Genomic DNA, 20,309 nt, shown 5'->3' with positions numbered 1-20,309 from the left:
GGCCTCCTCATAAAATATGCGTATTTACTAAAGTGTAGTTCGAGCGTGTTTCTTCTAGCGCCTCGCAGCCCTTGATAATTTCCACCTTGACCAAGTTGTAACCTTGATCGCCCGCATTCTCGGCCGCATTTTCGGCAGCATTTTCGGCCACTTTCTCGGCCGCACCCCAGACGCCGAGCAGACAACACGCAGATAACATTCAGTCAATGCCATTATCGTGAGAAGCATGCCAATGATCGACCACTTACACGCAGGGGGAGCCGACCAACCTGTGGTGACCACCACAGCAGGCGACGTCCGCGGTGTTGTCGACCCAACGACGGGCTGCCAAACCTGGCGAGGAGTTCCATACGGCGCTGATACCTTGGGAGCAAATAGATTTCGCGCCCCACACCCAGTACGCCCATGGGGAGGTATTCGCGACTGCTCCGAGTTCGCTGCGCCGGCACTTCAGGGGACATACAGCCTGGTGAGCAAGACCCTGGGCAGTGAAGACTGCCTCCACCTGGACATCGTTCGCCCCAACGACGAAGAAGAACTACCCGTGGTGGTGTATTTCCACGGAGGTTCATTCCTGATGGGATCTTCCCACGAAGAAGTACTACAAGGCCACAACCTCGCCAAAGGCGCCCGCATCGTCTACGTTTCTGTGAACTTCCGCCTCGGGGTGCTTGGATATTTAGACCTGCGCTCGATCGGGCAAGACTGCGTTCCCAACCCCGCGCTACGTGACCAAATTCTGGCGCTGCAATGGGTTCGCGACAACATTGCCAACTTCGGCGGAGACCCCACCAATGTCACCATCATGGGCGAATCTGCTGGAGGGGCTTCCGTGATCCATCTGATGAGCTGGCCTCCCGCACATGGGCTTTTTCACCGCGCGGTGGCCCAGTCACCGCCGATTGGTTCGGTGCACACTCGGATGCAGTCCGCCTGGTGGGCTACCCGCCTTCTGGACATGCTGGGAATGTCTAGGCTTTCAACCCTGGATGAGCTGCGCGAGATCGAGGCTGATGAGCTTGTGCGCACCGGCCAAGCCATGACTATCCGGGGTGGGGAATTGATGTATTTCAACTCTGCTTTCATGCCCACCGTCGAATCCGCAACCATGCCCCAGCACCCACTAGACACATTTGCAGAGTCGCACCAAGCGACGGTGCCACTGATCATCGGGACCAACTCTGACGAGGCAAGTTTTACTAAAGCGTTTTATGTGCGCACCAAAAAGCGTCACGCAGCTGCCCGCCGCCTACTGGCAGTATTTGATCCGGCGCACACCGACAGTGTGCTGGAGGCCTACGGCGGGGCAGTAGAGCGTGCTGATTTTGCAGAGCTGATTGCTGACGCGCTGTTTTGGGCTCCCGCAGTATCAGTGGCGACCCATCACCGGGAGGCTGCACCCACCTGGATGTACCGCTTCGACTACGCCACTGCCACGATGCAGCGCCTAGGGCTGGGGGCGATCCACGCCTCTGACCTCACCGCCGTGTTCGGCGCGCCGGGTACAACTCGTGCCAGTAAGTTTGACAAGTTGATCTCGACTGCAGGCTTTGATGAGGTCAGTGAGCGGATGCAGTATCACTGGGGGCATTTCTTCCACCACGGTAGGCCAGGAGGTGAGTGGCCGGAATATACGTGGCGCGCTGAAAACGCTCCTGGACGTGCCACAGCCGTGTTTGAGGCGGAGCCGTATGTGGAATATGACCCAAAAAGTTCCAAGCGCCGCGCGTGGGCGGATTTCGACATGACGAACTGGGGTAAGGGGCGCGCAGATATTGAGCAGCGTGTAGCTCACTTCCTGGGGATGGCGTTGGACGCGGATAGTTAAGAATTTATCTTGCACGAGCCGGGGTAATCTCCGGCACGAACGGCACAAAGTGGCTAGGCTAGGGGCCGGTCACCACCGCTGTGAGTAGTGGCTTTCACCTGGGAAGGAAATACATCGCCATGAGCTTTTTCGAGGATATTGCCGCCGCGCTGGATAATGAGGGCGTGGAGTCACGTGTGCACGACGACACCATGTTCGTGCCGATCACCGCTGAGGTTGAGATCCAGTTCGTAGAGATTGATCCGCACCTTCCGGCTGCCAATGTCTACATCGCTGCGGCAGATGTCGACGAAGATGATGAAGACTTTGAGGCTGTTTTGGTGTCGGTTGTGTTCTCTGTGGATGCTGCGGTTGGAACCGTGGCTGAGCATATCGCGACCGATCAGGTTGTCACAGTGTTGCGTGATTTACTTGAAAGTACAGATGAGCGCATCGCGGATCTGGAATTTTACCAGGATGCGATGAATGCGCACTTGGTGCGTGCTGAAGTAGGCGAGAACTCTGAGCTCCAGGTCATGGTCGAGGTGATCGAGGGTGTGCCCAGTGCAGCGGTGGAGTTCATCGCTTTGGGCAATGGTTACGAAGACATGATTGATCAGGCGATCGACGAGCTGTGGGAATCTGACGGCGATGCCGAACTCACAGAGGAAGATCGTGAGCGCCTGTTTAATGGTTTGGTGCTTGAAGCCGATCTTGACGGTGAAATCCTGGACCTTGGAACCTTCACCGACTTTGACCGACTGTTTGACGTGTTGTCCCTGGCCGCTGATCATGCAGAGGACTGGGAGGGGCAACTGCTTCCCGTCAGCGACGAAGAGTTTGACGAACCACTGGTCTATGACATCTTCGGCGCTGACGACGATGACGATTACGAATACGACGAGTTCGACGACGATGAGCTTGACGACGAAGAGTAGCCTCTCGCTCTTTTAGGCAGCCGCCATCCCCTCGAAAAGTGAGGCGGGCGATTCCAGCAGGGTAAACGTGCCGTCCACGATCCACACGTAGGTAACCGCCTTGTGGGCGTCGACTTCGTGTACTTTGCCATCAACGTTGTCTGGCAGCAGCGCACGAATCCATGCTTCGGCCGCTGTATGATCAACGTTTGCTCCGGTCGGGTCTGTCACCCGCACGCTGACAAGGTAGGCGGGGCGGCGGGTTTCTCCGTATCCCTGGATGCGTGCTGCTGCGCGGGGGCCTACACGGTGCCGGCTGATTGCCAGGGTGAGTTTGGGAGTGCCGTGGTGCCTCGGTAATTTTACTATCGGTGGCCGCCAAGAGGGAACAGGTCGTGCCAGGCTGCGAGGGTGGCGAATCATGCTCGCTGCAGCCTCGAGGATAGGGGCGTGTTTCTGGCGCAGATCGTTGATTGCAGGTAGTGGAATGTGGGGTGCGTTGTAGGGCGCATTGTTCTTGTTCATGTTTGTCACCGTAGAACGTGGGTGCGACATGACTCCGCCACAAATAGAACGAATGTTCGAAAAGTGGGTTGAGTTTGTTGAATAGTCACTTTGTTTTGGAAAGGGGCTAGGCTGAGTGTCAACATGACTGACAATTCTGCTTCCAACCCCGTGAAGATTCCGGTAGAGATTTGGGTACTGGTCTCCGCTGCGTTTTTGATCGCGCTGGGGTACGGGCTGATCGCCCCAATTATTCCGCAGTTCGCGGTAAGTTTCGGTGTCTCCATGGCTGCGGCCGGGGCGGTGGTGTCTGTGTTCTCAGCAGCCCGCCTTGTAGGTGCTCCATGGGCGGGGCGGCTCGTCGATAAGCTCGGCTCTCGCAAGGTGTACCTGACTGGATTGGTCGTGGTTGCCGTGACCACCGGTTTAGTCGCGGTGACGCAAGCTTATTGGCAGATTTTGGTGCTGCGCACGATTGCGGGAATCGGCTCCACGATGTTTTCTATTTCGGCGATGGGCATGATTGTCAAGGTAGCGCCACCCGCGATTCGGGGAAGGGCCTCATCGGTGTACGGCACCGCCTTCCTGCTGGGCAATATCGTCGGCCCGGTGGCGGGCGCGGCTATGTCATTTCTAGGGATGCGCTGGCCGTTTGTCATCTATGGCGTGGGCGTGGGGTTGGCTGCGTTTGTGGTGTGGAAGGCTATGCCACGCAGTGACCACGACGAGAAAACCACCACGTTGCCGCCGATGGAACTCAAGGAGGCCATGCAGGATTCGGCGTATCGCTCGGTGCTTGTGTCTAATTTTGCTCAAGGTTGGATCAATATGGGCGTGCGCGTGGCAGTCCTGCCACTGTTCGCCGCTGTTGTGTTTGAACATGGCGGTGCCGCAGCCGGGTTGGCAATGGCAGCTTTTGCTGCAGGTAACGCGCTTGCCTTGCAGTTTTCCGGCAGGTTAGCAGACACAATCGGGCGCAAACCTATGATTCTGGCTGGTCTTGTGATGTCGGCGATTTTTACCGGGGGCATGGGTTTTGCTGACGCGTTCTGGCCGCTGCTGATTGTCTCGGCATTGGCAGGAATGGGGTCTGGGCTGTTAAATCCTGGCCAGCAGGCAGTGCTTGCCGACGTGATTGGCAACCAGCGTTCCGGTGGCAAGGTGTTGTCGACCTTCCAAATGAGTATGGATGCTGGACAGATTGCTGGGCCGATAATTATCGGCGCGCTGGCTGAACGTTTCGGCTTCACTGTGGCCTTCGGCGTGTGCGGCGTACTTGCTATCGTGGCTGCGATTGTGTGGCTGTTTGGGCGCGAAACATTGCCCGATGCCGGGCGTGAACGCAAGCGCCTGGTTAAACGTGGCGACAAGTGAGATTATCCAAGCGAGATTTCCGAGGACTCTATGACTACCCTGACCGATCAGCGCGCCGCTTACCGCGCTTTAGCGGCGTTGTGCGTGGGGCTTTTTCTTACCCTGATTGACCAGTCCATGGTGGCAGTGGCCTTGCCTGCCATCGCCGAGGAGCTGGGGGCTTCCACCAACCACATGATCTGGGTAGTAGCCGCCTACTTGCTCACCTTTGCTGTACCGCTGCTTGTCACCGGCAGGCTTGGCGACCGTTTCGGCCAGCGCCGCATGTACATCATCGGTATGGTTATCTTCGTTGCGGCCGCCGGGGCGTGTGCTTTCGCACCCACCATCGAGGTGCTCATCGCTCTGCGCGCCATCCAGGACTTTGGCGGGGCGATTTTGAATCCGCAGCCGCTGGCGGTGATCAACCGTATCTTCCCGAGGGAAAGCCGCGGCACCGCGCTGGGGTATTGGTCTGCGGTGGCTGGTTCAGCCGGTTTGTTTGGGCCGGTGCTTGGGGGAGTGCTTGTCGACGCCGGCGGTTGGCGTTGGGTGTTCGCTGTCTACATCCCGCTCGGTGTGCTTTCTATTGCTACCGTGGCGATCTTTGTGCCGCGCCTGCCGCGGACTACCGCTGTGATTGATTTGTGGTCCGCGTTGATCTCTTTGGTAGCTGTCGCCGGTGTGACGGTGGCGTTCCAGCAGGGCCCCGAGTGGAACTGGGGTTGGCCGGTGTGGGTGGTGTTGATCGTCGGCACGCTCGCGTTTATTGCCCTGATTAAACGCCAGGCCGGGCGCGGTTCGCGTGCCCTGATCCCGCTGAAACTGTTTAGTGTGCACAACTTCTCTCGTGGCATCATCGCCGTATTTACCTTGGGGGTGGCGGTGTACACGGTGCAGCTTCCCCTGATGCAGTACCTGCAGGTGGGCAAAGGGATGGACGGCACTACTGCGGGTTTGATTCTGATTCCGATGGGTATTTTGAGCGTGGCCTTTGCGCCACTTGCTGGAAGGCTTACGGACCGGATGGCTCCGGGGCGCGTGTCCCAGATTGGTTTTGTCACCATGATTGCAGCGATGGCGCTGTTTGGTGTGTTTATGATTTTGGGTGCCAGCCCGTGGTGGATGCTGATTCCCATCAGCCTGCTGGGTGTTGCTAACGGCCTGTGTTGGTCACCGAATTCTGCGATTGCTATGCGCGATTTGCCTGCTGATGTGATGGGCGCAGGCTCTGGCGTGTATAACACCTCTAGGCAGGTGGGTGCAGTGATCGGCCAGTCTGCAATGGGTGCGGTGATGCAGATGACGGTGGTCTATGGTGTTGGTTTTGGTATGGGCGTGTCGATGTTTGTGCCGTTCATCGTGCTGCTGGTTGGTCTCGTCGCGGTCAGCCAGTTCAAGGGCTAATGTGTTGGCTATGAAATTGATGCTGATCCGCCACGCCGTCACGGACTGGAATATTGAGCGCCGGATGCAGGGACAGACTGACGTGCCCATCAACGAGGAAGGCCGCGCCCAGGCTGAGCGCTTGCGCCCGATCATTGCGCACCTGGCCCCGCAGTGGGTGGTTACCTCTGGTCTTCAGCGCACGATCCAAACCGCGGAGGCAGCTCACCTGCATATTGACAAGGTTGACCCACGCCTGAACGAATTTGATCTTGGCGAGTGGGAAGGCCAGTTGATTGCGGACCTTGACCCCAAGGAGTACGAGGGGTGGAGTTTGGGCGAGTTCAATCCGCCGGGTGGAGAGCGCATGGATGCCTTTTTCTTCCGCGTGAACCAGGCCATTTTTGAGGTGATGACGCATGCCCGCGCCAACGATATTGAGATGGCGTGTGTTGTGGCCCACGGCGGGGTGATCCGCCGCTACCTGGCCCGGGGCCTGGGCCTGGACCTTTCCAAGATGGTTAATCCCCGCCACGCCGGCGTGTCCGTGCTGGACGTGCAGGAATCCGGCATGCGGCTAGAGATGTACAACTACACCGGGTTCTAGCCCTACATTTTGCGGCGTCGTGGTCTTTCGCGCGCCGCTTGACGACGAGAGGTTGGTCTCGTACCCGGCCCGAGCGCTTTGGCTCGGGCTTTGGCGTAAGGGGAGAGCCACTCTCGATGGCACTATTATCTCTCAATGCTGCGGCGGTGAAAGAGACGTGTAACGATACAGGTATCTTTGTAAACAGTGTTCGTGGATATTGATTCTTTTACCGAATACCAATTTAGAACATTTGTTCTATAATGGAATTGTCGTGTCGACTCGAGCGTTATATTGAATCACATAAGCGTAAGCCTCAAAAGAAAAGGTTAAGGAATGATGCTGGATGACTAAGTCTCCAACGGTTGTCTCGACTTTTACAGGGTGTGGTGGGCTTGACCTTGGCTTTGAGATGGAAGGTTTTGAAACAGTTTGGGCGAATGACTTCCAGGAGTTGGCGGTAGAGACGTACAAAAAGAATCTCGGTGATCATATTGTTTACGGCGACATTACCGAGATCGATCCATTCGAAGATGAATCAATTCCGGATGCCGATGTTGTGACCGGTGGTTTCCCCTGTCAGGATTTTTCAATTATTTGGAAGCGTCCAGGTCTTGATGGGGAAAGGGGCGGTCTTTATAAGAATTTTCAAGAGTTCGTGGCAGCCAAACGGCCGAAAGTATTTGTCGCTGAAAACGTTAAAGGTCTGCTTACGGCTAACAAACGCAAAGCTATTAGGACGATCATTGAAGATCTTGAGTCGACGGAGCCAGGCTACTTGGTCAAGCCAATGCTCTACAACTTTGCGGAGTATGGAGTTCCGCAATTTAGGGAACGAGTACTGATTGTAGGCGTTCGCGTCGACACCGGTTTCAATTTTAAGCATCCTGCACCTACTCATGGCCCACGGGCGGATAAACCCTATTTCACAGCGGGGCAGGCGTTGGAGGGAGTTGAAAAGGTCAAATTTAACAATGAGCACTTGAGGCAGCTAGACCGGACGAAAAAAATCATCAGTTTGATTCCGGAAGGTGGTAATTTTACTGATATCCCTAAGGACAGTCCTTACTACGTTAAAGGAATGATTAGCCACGTATATCGACGGATCGACCGCAATGAACCCGCGAAGACTATCATCGCCGCTGGTGGCGGTGGTACATGGGGCTACCACTATCCGGAGAATCGCGCTCTCACCAATCGGGAGCGCGCCAGACTGCAGTCATTCCCCGATTCTTTTGAATTTGTGGGATCGACGACTGAGGTACGTCGCCAAATTGGTAATGCTGTTCCGCCTCAAGGTGTAAGAGCACTTGCAAATCGGTTAATGACGGTGTTTACCGGAGAGTATGAACGTCAAGACCTTACAGAGGAAATCGCAAGGTTACGATCCATGTCGATTGAACAGCGACTCAAAGAAGCTGAAGCTGAGGTGAACTAACGATGACTTTAGTTTTCGATTCGAGCCATCCCAAGGACAAAAATCGAACGTTCCGAAAAGTTTTTTGGAATGAAGCAGACAAATCTGAAAAAATCGAAATCGCCGTTGGGTACATCGATACTGCTTCGATTGCAAGGCTGAGAGAGTATCTGCGTAGGAATCCAACTGTCTCTCTGAAGCTTCTTATCGGTATGCAGTACCTGGATGGTTTTACTCGTCCGCAACTTAAGGCAGTTCGGGATCTCCATAGCGAACTTAAGCAGAGGGGGACCGGTCAAGTTCTAATAACCGAGAGTATCCGTTATCACGGAAAAGTCTACGTGTTCTGGTCCGGCGGAAAAGTGAGATCTGCCTATATTGGAAGTGGCAACCTAAGTGCGATATCGGATGAAGGTCGCCAAGTCTTCGAGACCGGCATTGTTATCGATGATGATCTCGAGGAACTTGTCGCGTACCTTAAGGAGCGGATCTTCCCGCTCGGTACCAATCTCGATGAGGTAGCTTCCTTTTCCCTCAAACAATCACCATCGCCTCTCGAGGGGATGGATGATGCAACGCCTACTGGCCAAGCCCCACCACCGGAACTAATTAGTGATGTGCAGCCAACATATCAGTTTGAGTTGCCTTTGAAAACAGAGACGAAAAGCAACCTAAATGTGTTTTTCGGTAAGGGGCGTGTGAATAAGAAGACTGGACGTGAGCTTCCACGTCCGTGGTACGAAGTCGAAATCATTGTTGCGAAGGACATAACCTCTCAACCGGGATATCCAGCCGCTGGAAAAGTATTCACAGTGTGGACTCATGATGGTTTTTCCTTCGAATGCAAAATTAGTGGCGCTAATCGAAAGAACTTCCGCTCTGCAAAGTCGCTCTCGACTTTGGGTAGCTATATTAAAGGATGGCTAGAGTCTGAAGAACTGTTAGCGCCAGGGCAGATGGTGACTGATGAAATCCTTCGCTCGTATGGACGCGACACTCTAGGCCTGTACTATTTCGAAGAAACAAATCGATGGATCCTCGATTTTAGGGCCGACGGTAATCCGAACAAATAATTCAAGGGAAGAGTCATGTTTAATCACTACGACATGTATTTGTCTCAGTATGGGGAGGGAAGTTACCGTGACGCTATTAATCAGACATCGGAACGATTCGAACGCGAAGTCATCGAGAGCTTCGACTTCGTCAGCTACCGTCAATGCTTGATGTACGGTGATGTCCAAAGTGGAAAAACTTCGCACGTTTTAGGGGTAGTTGGTAAGGCGATCGAGAATGGGTTCGAGCAGATTCTCTTTTTGACTTCTGACAATACCCGACTGGTGAGTCAGACATTCGATCGAATTCTCACTGCCTTTCCAGCTGCACAGGTGTGTGGGCCTGATGACGAGCGGAGGTTCCGTGTAACCGCGAAAGCTTCGGTGGATTTCTTAGAGCGTAACCAGCCGAATATAGTCGTGCTCAACAAGAATGTCAGTGTGCTAAAACGGTGGAAAGAGATACTTTCCACCACAGATGCACTCCACGGCAAACCGATGCTTATCGTGGATGACGAGGCTGATGCCGGTAGTCTCAACGCGAAAGTCAACCAGGGTGGTATCACTCCGGTAAACGAAAAATTAACTGAGATTAGGAACCTATCTCCCGCATGTATATATCTCCAGGTAACAGGCACCCCACAATCGATTTTGCTTCAAGCTGCGATTGACGAGTGGCGCCCGGATTACTATCTCTCCTTTAGCCCTGGTAAAGGCTACATTGGGGGTGCTCAACTTTTTGATCGTTTGCCGAATCCTTTCGTTCGAGCAGTTGGGAGTACGGAAAGCGCTGAGTCCCTAGAATTCACTCATGCGGTCCGGACATTTATTGTAACCGCTGCATATCTACTCGCTAAGGGTGAACTTGCTTGCAATATGCTGGTGCACCCAAGTCGCCGCAAAGAAGATCATGTTCAAGCAGAAGCTGATGTAAAACGCGAAATCGATTTTATGCTATCCAACTTCGACACAGATGAAGTTAGAAAATCCGTTTCACAGATTTGGGATGATTTGAAGAAAACTAGCGATGCGGAATTGAGTGATGAAGAGATAGCGGTGCGAGTCCTCGAATTTTTGGAACGCCATGAAGTCGGTTTTACCATTGTAAATTCGGACAATGCTGCAATTGCTGAGGATGGTCTGAAAGCTGGTTGCAATGTGGTAGTTGGTGGCGACTCCTTGGGAAGAGGGCTCACGATTCCCGCGCTACAAACTGTCTTCTACTCTCGTGAAACGAAGACACCACAGGCAGATACATTATGGCAACACGCTAGAATGTTCGGCTACGACAGGCGTCTGGAGTTCATGAGGATCTTCATGCCTGCGGGAATTGCGAAGAATTTCCATGAAGTTCACCGTGGAAATGAAGCGATCAAAAATCAGTTAGATAAAGGTGTCACACTCGACGCAATCAATGTTCAACTTGATGATTCGATTAAGCCGACGCGAAGTTCCGTTTTGAATCGGGAATTCATACGTCCAATTGTCGGGGGCGTGAATTACTTTGCCGAGAACCCCGTTGTACCAAATATGGATCAGTTGGATGAGCTTCTCCGAGGATTCGAAGCTGCGGGTGAGAATTTCATCTGGGTTAGTTCTCAAACCCTTGTTTCGATTCTTTCCCACTTCGAGACTGATCCTGACGATTTTCCTATCGAGAATTATACTTCAGCATTACTAACCCTTTTAAAGAAGAACCCCGGTCACCAATCTGCACTGGTGATTCGCACAGGTAGGAAGGTTAGTCAGGCCACTGGCAGCTTGCTGTCTCCGAAAGATAGAGCCCTTTCGGACTCAATTAACGCGACGGCGGTACTTGTGCTTTACCGGATTGAAGGAAATCTTGGTTGGGCATCTAATCCAATTTGGGTACCTAACATTAAGCTCCCGGAAGGTAATGTTTACTACAGGATTCAAGAGTGACAATGCAATAGGATGGGGCAACAGTTTTAAGGGTATATCCCGTATGTAGGCAAACGTGTAATGAGCTGTACCGCAGGGATGTCGGCCGGCGCCCAGTCCAGTTGGTCGAGTTCGTCGACAGGCACCCAGCGGGCGTCTTGGTGCTCGGTGAGAGTCGGGGAGGTGTCGTCGGCAAGCGTGCAAAAGTATGTGGCGAGGTTGACTGTGCCGAAGTCGTACTCATAAGCAGTGGTGGTGATGTGCTTTCCGACGGTCGCCTCAACGAGAAGTTCCTCGCGGATCTCGCGGGCGAGCGCCTGCTTGGGGGTCTCACCAGGCTCGATTTTGCCGCCGGGGAATTCCCACATTCCGGCCATGCTTTTGCCCTCGCCGCGCTGGGCCGCAAACACCGTGTTGCCGCGGAGGAACACGGCACCGGCGACCTCGATAACTTTTGCCATGCGTCTAAGACTAACGGACGCGGCAAGCTGTCAGGGCGTGAGAAGGGGAGTGCCCCCGGTCAACTAATAGGTAAAGGTTTGGCAGGGGTGGTCGTCGATAAGCGAAACCCACCTGCATTGCAAGCGTCCTGCGGAAACGTGTCGAGGTGGCGGCGTGATGGCATTATTACCGCTTACAGTGCGACGCATGGGTGTCAGTGGACGTTGGGGTAAGTGGATTTGAAACAGCTAAGATGTTTTCTCGGTAGAGAAGTATTCGCACGCAGCGACACAATTATTAAATGTCGGGCGCCCTGTGGGCCGAAGACTCTATAGATCGGGGAGAGTTAATTATGAATTCTCAGATGATGTAAGCGGGAAGTTCCTCGAACAACAAAGTCCGCCATTATTAAAGACAAAAGCAAATGATCAGAGGAAGCGGTGGCGAGATGGGCAATCGTACGGCCACGACCACGGATACTTCGGCAAGTCCATCAACGTCCCGCGCTCATACTCAGCAAACAACTCACGCCGTGATGTAGTCGATTTACGGAACTCATTGCGATCATTAATCCATTCCACCCGGGTGGCGATAGCATCGTTAAGCTCGTCAAAAGAAAAGAACTCACGGTCATCGAGGTATTCCATTATCGACCGTTCAACGATATAGACCGCTGACTCCACGTGACACAGACCAGCGTATGGGGTCCGTTGCAAAAGGAAGCCTTAGACGAGGAGATCTAGCGGAAGATCTGATATATCTCGCAGCCGGTTGCCGTTCACTAATGTCTTAAGCAGCTCGGTGGCTTTGCGGTCCCCGCACGCGGTGACTGCGACGATGAGCTCGTCGAGTGCGAAGTGGTAGACCATATCGATATCACCAGTTCCCAGGGCTAATGAGGAAATTCGGCTGGGGGTAGGTTCGGCGGTGACCGCGACCATGTGGGGTGCCCGCCCTTTGCGGTTGCGGATCAAATTGAGAGTTTCCGACCGGGTATTCTGAGAACGGTCACTGCGCATTGTCCACTTGCAGGAAATGACCGCATGAACAAAAGCTGTCGTCGTCAAGCTATTCGGGTGATTGATCGCACGGATCGGGCAGAAATGCGAATTATCCTTATCCACTAAAGTGGTTACCGCATTGAGCTGCTCGTCGCTAAAAGCATCAAGGGTGACCAGAAGATCAGGCGAAATCGCGTACGAGTTACCCAGTACAGATAATAGCTCAGGCGTTTTCTCGATCGCTTCTTCCAACTGTGCCAGGTGGCGGTAGGGCTCGAAATTAGCTAGGTGATCGATGGAACGAGACCCACCGACATTTACTACATGCCAGGTGCCGGGGCGCAGATGGCCAACATGTTCTAAAACCTGGGCCAAAAACTTTTCCACTGCCTCTTCGAAGTTTTTGCCTTGTGTTTGTCCTGTGAGCTTATCCGCATCCTGGACTCCGAGCTGGTTGCCTAGATGTTCTGCGATCTCTACCGATTGCCGCTGGCTTTTGTCAGCATTGGAGGCGACCTTGCCATGCTTCCCGGTAGATGTGAACGCTAACGTTCCATTATCAATCAAACTTTGATGAAAGCGTTGACGAGCCTCAGTGATGATTCCAGCAGCCATTGCTTAGACAACCTCCAGGACAGGCTGGGCAGGGGTAGCGGGTTCCTCTCCACTCGCTAAAGGATGCTTTGCTAATGCTGAAGCAATAGCACGGCCTATTGCCTCTGCAACTTGCGGAGGAAAAGCGTTGCCAACCTGGCGCCACTGGGCAGTTTTTCCACCCGCCCAAATCCAATCTTCCGGGAAACCTTGGACGACTCCTCCCATCGCCACCGTTAGCCGTGGCAAGTTACCCGGGTCATTGACGGGGAAGTCGGGCCCTGGTGCTTCCTCTGCGATCGACGAGCCCCTCACTCCAAGTTTGCGCCATGCTTCCCGCGCCCGGGTAGGGCCCACATCTGGCCCGCCATGCTTCTTCGATCCACCAACTAGGGTCGGGGCAACCGTGTCAGCCTGCTTCGCCCACTGGTCTGCACCTGGCCAACCGTTTTCAGCCATGAGATGATGCAGTGCTTGACCAACCGGCACCTGTTCTACCTGTTGTTTGGGCCAGGCAAAATATTCTTCGTACTCAGTTTTTAAAGCGACGAGGATAAAGCGCGGCCTTAATTGCGGTACACCAAAATCTGCAGCTTGGAAAAGATCCCAAAAAACTGAGTAGCCCAAGTTATTTAAGCGCTGAATAATCTGCGCCCGATAAGAATCGAATCTTTTCTGCCCTAGGCCTTTAACATTCTCAAGCAGGACAGAGGGCGGGTCGATCTCTTCTACAAGGCGCAGTGCCTCAGGGAACAGATCTCTTTCATCGTCTGCGCCTAGTTGCTTTCCTGCAATGGAAAACGGGGGACACGGAATACCGCCAGCCAAAAGATCGATCTTTCCGCTCCACGGGGTGCCGTCGAAGTCATGTACGTCCATCTCGTAGACCGGCCACTGCACTTCTGAACCACTATCGATGCCACGGTTTAAGCGTAGAGTTTCGCAGGCCCAGGGCTCGATTTCCACAACCGCTGCATGATCAAATCCGGCGCGCTCCAGGCCGAGAGCTTGCCCACCGGCACCTGCGCAGATTTCAATGGAAGTCAATGAGGGCAAAGAGGCTGCACTGGGGTTGCCCGCATTGTTCTCAGCTAAGCCCGATAACGATTTTCTGCTATCCACTACAAAGCTCCTTTGGTGAATTCCTAATGTACTTCGCGTTGTTAAAAAACACTAGTTGATAAGGCGACATCGAACGCCCATTATAGAACATTTGTTCCAAATCTCGGGTTGGTGCTTTTGGGAGGCATTTCCGACCCTCTAGGGGGTCTATGCTCAGCGGCAAGGTGTTCGCGATGGTTGCCTTTAAGTGAAAAGGCGCAGTGTAGCCGAATGCAAGAGGTAGGTCACACAATGGGTCAACCCCTTTATTCAGATTTCAGGTGAATCTCGGGGTAGGTGCGGAATATTTGTATTGATTTGTTGAAGTGCAGGGATACGGCTGCGAGGGGCCTCAAGCCAGTAGTCTGATCTGCTTCATTGCTAACTGAACTGTGGGTATATCGGCCGGTGCCCAGTCGAGCTGGTCGAGTTCGTCGACAGGCACCCAGCGAGCGTCTTGGTGCTCAGTGAGAGTCGGGGAGGCGTCGTCGGCAAGCGTGCAAAAGTATGTGGCGAGGTTGACTGTGCCGAAGTCGTACTCATAAGCAGTGGTGGTGATGTGCTTTCCGGCGGTCGCCTCAACGAGAAGTTCCTCGCGGATCTCGCGGGCGAGCGCCTGCTTGGGGGTCTCACCAGGCTCGATCTTGCCGCCGGGGAATTCCCACATGCCAGCCATGTTTTTACCCTCGCCGCGCTGGGCCGCAAACACCGTGTTGCCGCGGACGAACACGGCACCGGCGACCTCGATAACTTTTGCCATGCGTCTAAGGCTAACGGACGCGGCAAGCTGTCAGGGCGTGAGAAGGGGGAGTGCCCCCGGCCAACTAATAGGTAAAGGTTTGGCAGGGGTAATCGTCGATAAGCGAAACCCACCTGCATTGCAGGCGTCCTGCGGTTTTGTGGAAAGCTGTGGCAGGTTGAGCAACACGGCACGAAACCATTTAAGCTATGAGGAAACAGATCCTTGAAAGGGCGAAGGGAGCTTCGGCGGTGAGTGTGCACCAACCAGAGTGGTTCGATCCGGACCGGGAAAATCTGACGTGGGAGACTTTCGGCGAAGCAAGCCGTGACCTCACACAACAGATTGTGGACTCAGGTTGGGTGCCAGACCTCATCATCGCGGTGGCACGCGGTGGCCTAATTGCAGCCGGCGCGCTGGGCTACGCGATGGGCATCAAACCACTGGGCTCCATCAACGTGGAGTTCTACACCGACATCGGCCAAACCCTGCCAGAGCCGATGCTGCTGCCACCGTACCTAGACTCGTCGAACCTGGCGGGCAAGCGCGTGCTCGTGGTGGATGACGTAGCGGACTCCGGCGAAACACTGAACCTGGTGTGCCGCATCCTCGAACACGAAGACCTGAACCCGAACAGCCCCAAGATTCCCGTTGAGGTGCGCTCCGCGGTGATCTACACCAAACCCACTACCACCTTCCACCCGGATTACTCCTGGAAGGAAACCGACAAGTGGATCAATTTCTGCTGGTCCGTCCAGCCCGTGATCACCACAGATGGCAGCTAAAGCTCTGTCATCTTAGATCCGTTCTGTAGCATACGGGGGTTGATAACCTGTTGTTCAAGCCACTCTAGGATGAATTTCTCAATGGTAGCTGCAGCCCGTTCCACCGCAGTGATGATACTCCCTCATTTCTATCACCGAGTGCATCCGTAGGGAAAGTGTTCATAAAAGAGCAAGGCACGTTTCAGTGGGATCCATGCGCGGAGTTGGCGCTACGACATCGTAAACTGGCGGTTATCTGTAAAACAACGGCTGCGTCTATCGGGGGAGATAAATTGTGAATTGTCGCAGCGAGAGCGGAAAGTTCTTGGAACAGTCGCCACCGTACTCTAAAACAAGAGTCAATGCTCAAGGAAAACTGTGGCATCAATTAATCATTTATCACTTCCCGTGAAAGACAGAGGGGCGGGAGAGGTACTTCCCGATTCAAAGTCGTACGTTTTGTCTGCCCGGGTAAAACTGCGGCAACGCTTTTGGAGAAGCTGAGACGCATGGGGAACACTCCGCTCCTGAATGTTCAGGATATAGCCGGTATTCGGTTTGACTGTGATTTGACCTTAACCGAGCAGAGGCAAGTAGCTAATCTTTTCGCCGAAGATCTGAAGCTTGAAGGAGCCACGAGAGTTGACATCAAGGATTACCTTGACTCTCCTCATTCTGGGTACCGCGCGGTACACTTGCACGTCCGTGCCAAGGCGGGGAGAGCTGAGATACAGATCAGAACCGCTGTCGGATTCTGTTAAGCAAATTGAAGAATTGTCAGACCAAGCGAAAGTGCCACGAAACGAAGTTAAAGTGCTTCGGAATAGATTTATGGCACACTAGAAGACACCCAATCTGAGTTGAACCGTCGTCGCGATGCATACAAACCCCATGAGGGACAAAAATGACATCTTTCTTAATTAAGTACCACCGCCGCACAGGCGAATTAGAACTAACTCCCTACGATTCCTTCCGGGATGCGACCTTGGAGCGCTTAAGACTGGATGGGACAAACGACAATCCAGACTTGGAAATAGTAGCTATAGCCTGTGAAAGTGAAGAACACCTCAGGCAGTCCCATTCGCGGTACTTTTCGGCTGTTTAGGTCAAAGTCCATTGATAGGCGACGTATAGCGCAGAAAGCCTCAAGCCAGGAAGTGCTGCGGGACTCAACCATTGAAACTAGATCGCGTGTGCACCTTGAGTCGTGAGGACTTCGTATGACAGTGCTCGGCGGAAAACACGGAATCAAATAAGTGAAGGTGCTTGGCCTGATCGTCGATAAGTGTTCCCGCCTGTTGTGGAGTGCAGGCTTAAGCGCCCAAGAGGGCTAAGGGCACTACGGCCACACCGTCGGGCCGACGGTAGGCAAACTGCCCAGTAGTTACAACGATTCGCTCCACAACTTGGTCGGGGAGCTGGTCAGCTAACCAGTTGAGGTGGCGGACATCATGGTCTGTGACAACCGGCGCAAGCTTGACCTCGATGGCGATGATCTGCCCCTCATCACCTTCTACGATGAGGTCAATTTCACGTTCTCCGGCATTTAATCGCAAATGGAACACCTCTGCTTGTGCGGCTTGAGCTGCAACACGAACGCTTAAGACGACGAGAGCTTCAAATAGCGGGCCAAACATGGTGTGGGTCAACAAAGAAGTTTCAGAAATTCGGAGCAACCGTGCAGAAAGCGCAGGATCTGCCAGATAATGCTTTGGCGCTTGCTGGGCGCGCTTAAATTCATTATGGTTTGGCAGCCAGCCCTTGAGCGGATCAACAATCCAAATTGCAGTGAGATGGTCGCGGTACGCGGCAGTTGTCGCTTTATTGGGCTGCTTACCATCGCCAGCAGTGGTGGTATCAAGCAACGTGGAATAGGAAGCTGTGGTGGCAGTGGCGGCCGCGTAGGCGCGCATCCACCTGCTGAGGACTTCAGGCAAACGGACGTGTCGACCAGCATCAGGAAGATCGCGATCGATAATCCGCGAAAGATAAGCATCCAGCTGTGCAGTCCTTAGCCGAGGAGGAAGGTCCGTCATACCGGGAAAGCCACTGCTGATGATCGCTGCAGCGTAGTCTTTGACCGACCATGAAGTTTCGCCTCCGATTGCCTCAGCTTTTCCGGAAAGTAACTGTGACAAAGAAACGGTCGGTGAGGTAGCGCCGCGTTCATAAATGGCCATGGGGCGCATGCGAAGCGAAAGAATACGCCCAGCACCACTATGCGTACCTGCCTCGCTCGATGGTGTCGCAGAACCTGTGAGTAGGTAGCTTCCCGGAGGGGCACCGGCATCGGCTCTGCGGCGAACCGAATCCCACACAGGCGGATATTTCTGCCATTCGTCTATAAGAAGTGGGGTTTGGGAAACTGTTTCTAGTGAAAAATCAGCTTGGGCCAGCTGCTGTACCTGGGGGTCATCCAATTGCCAGATAGTGGAAGCACGTCGAGCAGCAGTTGCTGTTTTGCCAACGCCTTTTGGGCCGTCTATTGCGATTGCTGGTGCGATCGGTAGCAACTCATCTAACTCACGATCGATCGTGCGTGGCAGGTATTTCATACTGGAAGACTAGCAGAATTCCACCCTAGTAACCCATTTTCAGAAGTTCTAGTAACCCATTTTCAGAAGTCCTAGTAGCCCATTTTCAGAAGTCCTAGTAACCCATTTTCAGGCGCGCAATCCGTGCGCTTCCGGCAAGCACCCTCCAGAGCAGCTGCTGCGTCGCCGGTTGCCGGATTGTTCTTAAAGCATCCATGTGTCTGGCTACAGCTTGGATATTGCCGCTGCGCACAAGATCAACCACCTGCAGGGCAAAAAACGGATGGGTGTCTAAGAAGCTGTGCCCATGGTCAGGATGTATGGCCAAATACGCATCAGGGATCAGCTCCGCTAGCCGCTGGGCAACGGGCAGGGGAGTCCTTAAATCCCGGGCTCCGGAAAGGACCAGCACCGGGAAGCGGTAATTTTTGGCCGCCTTGCGCAGATCCACTGGCGGCCCAGTAAAGGGCGGCATGCGTGATGCCGCATCCTGGAAAAATAACTGCGGGTCAAGCGGTTCACCATCAGGGGCAAGCCCATAACCTGCCTCGCCAAAACTGATGCCCTGCACCAAATCAGGCTCCACTAGAAACGGTGTGCCAGCCCCTTCAACTTCACCGCTGCCTAGTATGGCCAGCCACTTCCACAGGCGCAGCATCCGCCCGGCCCGCCATGCATCAGCTAAATCAGAAAGCACCTGGCTACCAGCAAATTCATACACAACTTGAACCACATGGGCAAGCTCAGCCTGCGGATAGATCTCTGCTAATTTGCGGATTTTGGGTGCCAGTTCACGCGTTTTTTCTATGGTGCCGTCCCACAGGAGTTGTCGTCGATAAGCGCGCGCCATTGCAAGATCATCCTGCGGGTCAAGCATGGGGAGTCCAACACCAAAGCGTTAACGCGCTCAGGGTGGCGCACGGCGAAAATCTGCGCCAAAAACGTCCCGTAACTTGCACCATACACGGTTGCCTTGGCAACCCCTTCTGCATCAAGTGCTGCGGCTAGGTCATCCGCTGCGGCTGTGAGCGTGACATCGCTAACTTTCAGGTCCGCCCCGGATGTGTCTTTGCGCGATAGGCCCACACCTCGGTGTTCCACCATCACCCAATCAATGTGCTTGTTGGCAGCAGCCTTGCGCAGGGTGGCATAGGGGCTTATCGACGACATTCCTGGCCCGCCGGGCACGAAAAGTACAGGCTGGGGAGGTTGGGGTCTGCTGCGAAGATAGGCAAGGTTGAGGTATCGGTCTTGTGACAACTTGCGCAGTACAACAGCGCCATAGCGGGAGAAAACCGAGCGTGAGCTGCGTTCGATCTGCGATGGCATGCAACTATGATACCGGGCACACAATGTGATTCGTGGCTATTTTCTCTCTCAAAGCTTCCGGAAGTGTTATTGTATGCGATAAGGTAAGGCTACCCTGAATAGATAGGGTGGTTATCGTAAATCATTGGAGGTCTATAGATGTTTTCTACTCGCTCTCGTCGTGTCCAGATTGCTGTCCTTGCAGCAAGCGCACTTGTCCTAGCAGGCTGCGCTGAGTCGGAAGAAGGCGCAGACGGCGCTACTACGACGGCTGAAGAAACAGTAACCACAACCACAGCAGCAGATGACACTGCTTCATCCGAGTCCGAAACCAAATCAGACTCTGACTCTGATACGCAGTCCAAGGCAACCCTGGCGGACTGGGAAGGCGAGTGGGTCTCCCTCGGGGCACTGGCAAAGACCGATGAGATGAAGCCATTTGCAGAAGAAGCCGCCAAAGAGCACGGCGAATCTGTCGAAGAAGTCTTGGAAGAAGTCGATGAGGCTCGCAAAACAGACTTCGCCGGCATGGTGATTGACGCAGACCATATCGCATTCTTCGACACCATCGAGGAAGTATCCGGAGGCTCTGCAGAAGACGGATACAAGTACACCTTCAGCGAGTCCATCGAAGACGAGCATGACGGAAACACCTTCACCTGGTTCGTCTTTGAAGGTGATGAGGGTGCGCCACACAAGTATGTGCTGCTGATGCCACTCCACGGTGAAGAAACTCTGGCACACTACCACATGCGCTACGGCGACTCGGTAGACGAAGCAATGAACGCGGACGACCACTGGTACCCAACCTTCATCGCCCCAGGTGAGGGTAGTGACGAGCAGATTGCAGAGACCCTGTTCCACCACCATCACTAATTTCTACCAGTACTAAACGTGGCCAGC

21 protein-coding genes are annotated in these 20,309 nt (G+C 53.9%); 11 read left to right on the top strand and 10 right to left on the bottom strand.

What is annotated here, in order from left to right:
• Positions 1-7: 7 nt before the first annotated feature.
• Complete coding sequence (locus tag CKV99_RS06920; RefSeq protein WP_092256974.1) at positions 8-199, bottom strand: hypothetical protein; 192 nt, start codon at positions 197-199, stop codon at positions 8-10.
• 27 nt (positions 200-226) lie between these two features.
• On the opposite strand from CKV99_RS06920, the gene CKV99_RS06915 reads away from it, so the two are divergent.
• The gene (locus CKV99_RS06915; protein WP_331712846.1) at positions 227-1,828 is read left to right on the top strand and encodes a carboxylesterase/lipase family protein; all 1,602 of its coding nucleotides are present in this window, start codon (positions 227-229) and stop codon (positions 1,826-1,828) included.
• 119 nt (positions 1,829-1,947) lie between these two features.
• Positions 1,948-2,745: a hypothetical protein gene (locus tag CKV99_RS06910; protein WP_092256978.1), complete on the top strand. Its 798-nt coding sequence runs from the start codon at positions 1,948-1,950 to the stop codon at positions 2,743-2,745.
• Between the two features lie 12 nt (positions 2,746-2,757).
• Here the strand turns inward: CKV99_RS06910 and CKV99_RS06905 are convergent, their stop codons facing one another.
• Positions 2,758-3,249, bottom strand: a complete 492-nt coding sequence (locus CKV99_RS06905; RefSeq protein ID WP_092256980.1) for a hypothetical protein — start codon at positions 3,247-3,249, stop codon at positions 2,758-2,760.
• Between the two features lie 123 nt (positions 3,250-3,372).
• On the opposite strand from CKV99_RS06905, the gene CKV99_RS06900 reads away from it, so the two are divergent.
• The 6 genes from CKV99_RS06900 to CKV99_RS06875 all read left to right on the top strand — a co-directional run bounded on the left by CKV99_RS06900 (position 3,373) and on the right by CKV99_RS06875 (position 10,945).
• Positions 3,373-4,602 carry an MFS transporter gene (locus CKV99_RS06900; RefSeq protein ID WP_092256982.1) on the top strand — a complete coding sequence of 410 codons (1,230 nt, stop codon included), beginning with the start codon at positions 3,373-3,375 and terminating at the stop codon, positions 4,600-4,602.
• Between the two features lie 30 nt (positions 4,603-4,632).
• Positions 4,633-5,988, top strand: coding sequence for a DHA2 family efflux MFS transporter permease subunit (locus CKV99_RS06895; RefSeq protein WP_169872611.1), 1,356 nt, complete (start codon positions 4,633-4,635; stop codon positions 5,986-5,988).
• Between the two features lie 10 nt (positions 5,989-5,998).
• Entirely contained in the window at positions 5,999-6,574 is a 576-nt protein-coding gene (locus tag CKV99_RS06890; protein WP_092257354.1) for a histidine phosphatase family protein, read from the top strand.
• A gap of 325 nt (positions 6,575-6,899) precedes the next feature.
• Positions 6,900-7,991, top strand: coding sequence for a DNA cytosine methyltransferase (locus tag CKV99_RS06885; protein WP_092256984.1), 1,092 nt, complete (start codon positions 6,900-6,902; stop codon positions 7,989-7,991).
• Positions 7,992-7,993: 2 nt separating this feature from the next.
• The gene (locus CKV99_RS06880; RefSeq protein WP_092256986.1) at positions 7,994-9,043 is read left to right on the top strand and encodes a restriction endonuclease PLD domain-containing protein; all 1,050 of its coding nucleotides are present in this window, start codon (positions 7,994-7,996) and stop codon (positions 9,041-9,043) included.
• 15 nt (positions 9,044-9,058) lie between these two features.
• A complete protein-coding gene (locus tag CKV99_RS06875; RefSeq protein WP_092256989.1) occupies positions 9,059-10,945 on the top strand; it encodes a Z1 domain-containing protein in 1,887 nt (628 codons plus the stop codon).
• A 26-nt stretch (positions 10,946-10,971) separates the two neighbouring features.
• On the opposite strand, the gene CKV99_RS06870 is transcribed toward CKV99_RS06875, so the two are convergent.
• From CKV99_RS06870 to CKV99_RS06850, 5 genes are all read right to left on the bottom strand, one after another.
• Positions 10,972-11,385 carry a (deoxy)nucleoside triphosphate pyrophosphohydrolase gene (locus CKV99_RS06870; protein ID WP_092256991.1) on the bottom strand — a complete coding sequence of 138 codons (414 nt, stop codon included), beginning with the start codon at positions 11,383-11,385 and terminating at the stop codon, positions 10,972-10,974.
• 408 nt (positions 11,386-11,793) lie between these two features.
• The gene (locus tag CKV99_RS06865; RefSeq protein ID WP_143063406.1) at positions 11,794-12,048 is read right to left on the bottom strand and encodes a hypothetical protein; all 255 of its coding nucleotides are present in this window, start codon (positions 12,046-12,048) and stop codon (positions 11,794-11,796) included.
• 42 nt (positions 12,049-12,090) lie between these two features.
• Entirely contained in the window at positions 12,091-12,981 is an 891-nt protein-coding gene (locus tag CKV99_RS06860; protein WP_092256993.1) for an NgoMIV family type II restriction endonuclease, read from the bottom strand.
• 3 nt (positions 12,982-12,984) lie between these two features.
• On the bottom strand, positions 12,985-14,016 hold the full coding sequence (locus CKV99_RS06855; protein ID WP_169872692.1) for a DNA cytosine methyltransferase: 1,032 nt from the start codon (positions 14,014-14,016) through the stop codon (positions 12,985-12,987).
• Between the two features lie 397 nt (positions 14,017-14,413).
• The gene (locus CKV99_RS06850; RefSeq protein WP_092256996.1) at positions 14,414-14,821 is read right to left on the bottom strand and encodes a (deoxy)nucleoside triphosphate pyrophosphohydrolase; all 408 of its coding nucleotides are present in this window, start codon (positions 14,819-14,821) and stop codon (positions 14,414-14,416) included.
• Between the two features lie 188 nt (positions 14,822-15,009).
• On the opposite strand from CKV99_RS06850, the gene CKV99_RS06845 reads away from it, so the two are divergent.
• Together CKV99_RS06845 and CKV99_RS06840 are read left to right on the top strand one after the other, a co-directional pair.
• Complete coding sequence (locus CKV99_RS06845; RefSeq protein WP_231910208.1) at positions 15,010-15,585, top strand: phosphoribosyltransferase; 576 nt, start codon at positions 15,010-15,012, stop codon at positions 15,583-15,585.
• A gap of 488 nt (positions 15,586-16,073) precedes the next feature.
• Positions 16,074-16,325 (top strand): hypothetical protein, encoded by a 252-nt coding sequence (locus CKV99_RS06840; protein ID WP_143063407.1) that lies wholly within the window; start codon positions 16,074-16,076, stop codon positions 16,323-16,325.
• Positions 16,326-16,877: 552 nt separating this feature from the next.
• Here the strand turns inward: CKV99_RS06840 and CKV99_RS06830 are convergent.
• From CKV99_RS06830 to CKV99_RS06820, 3 genes are all read right to left on the bottom strand, one after another.
• Positions 16,878-18,119 (bottom strand): ATP-binding protein, encoded by a 1,242-nt coding sequence (locus CKV99_RS06830; protein ID WP_092257002.1) that lies wholly within the window; start codon positions 18,117-18,119, stop codon positions 16,878-16,880.
• A 94-nt stretch (positions 18,120-18,213) separates the two neighbouring features.
• Positions 18,214-18,975: an alpha/beta fold hydrolase gene (locus CKV99_RS06825; RefSeq protein ID WP_143063408.1), complete on the bottom strand. Its 762-nt coding sequence runs from the start codon at positions 18,973-18,975 to the stop codon at positions 18,214-18,216.
• A complete protein-coding gene (locus CKV99_RS06820) occupies positions 18,903-19,427 on the bottom strand; it encodes an alpha/beta fold hydrolase (RefSeq protein ID WP_092257007.1) in 525 nt (174 codons plus the stop codon). The genes CKV99_RS06825 and CKV99_RS06820 overlap by 73 nt, the downstream gene beginning before the upstream one ends.
• 138 nt (positions 19,428-19,565) lie before the next feature.
• Here CKV99_RS06820 and CKV99_RS06815 point away from each other — a divergent pair, with 138 nt between their 5' ends.
• Positions 19,566-20,282: a ZinT/AdcA family metal-binding protein gene (locus tag CKV99_RS06815; RefSeq protein WP_092257010.1), complete on the top strand. Its 717-nt coding sequence runs from the start codon at positions 19,566-19,568 to the stop codon at positions 20,280-20,282.
• Positions 20,283-20,309: the final 27 nt, after the last annotated feature.

Origin of the sequence: Corynebacterium cystitidis, assembly GCF_900187295.1 — a bacterium.
GTDB classification, from domain to species: Bacteria; Actinomycetota; Actinomycetes; order Mycobacteriales; family Mycobacteriaceae; genus Corynebacterium; species Corynebacterium cystitidis.
This window is presented reverse-complemented; position numbering and strand designations above follow the sequence as displayed.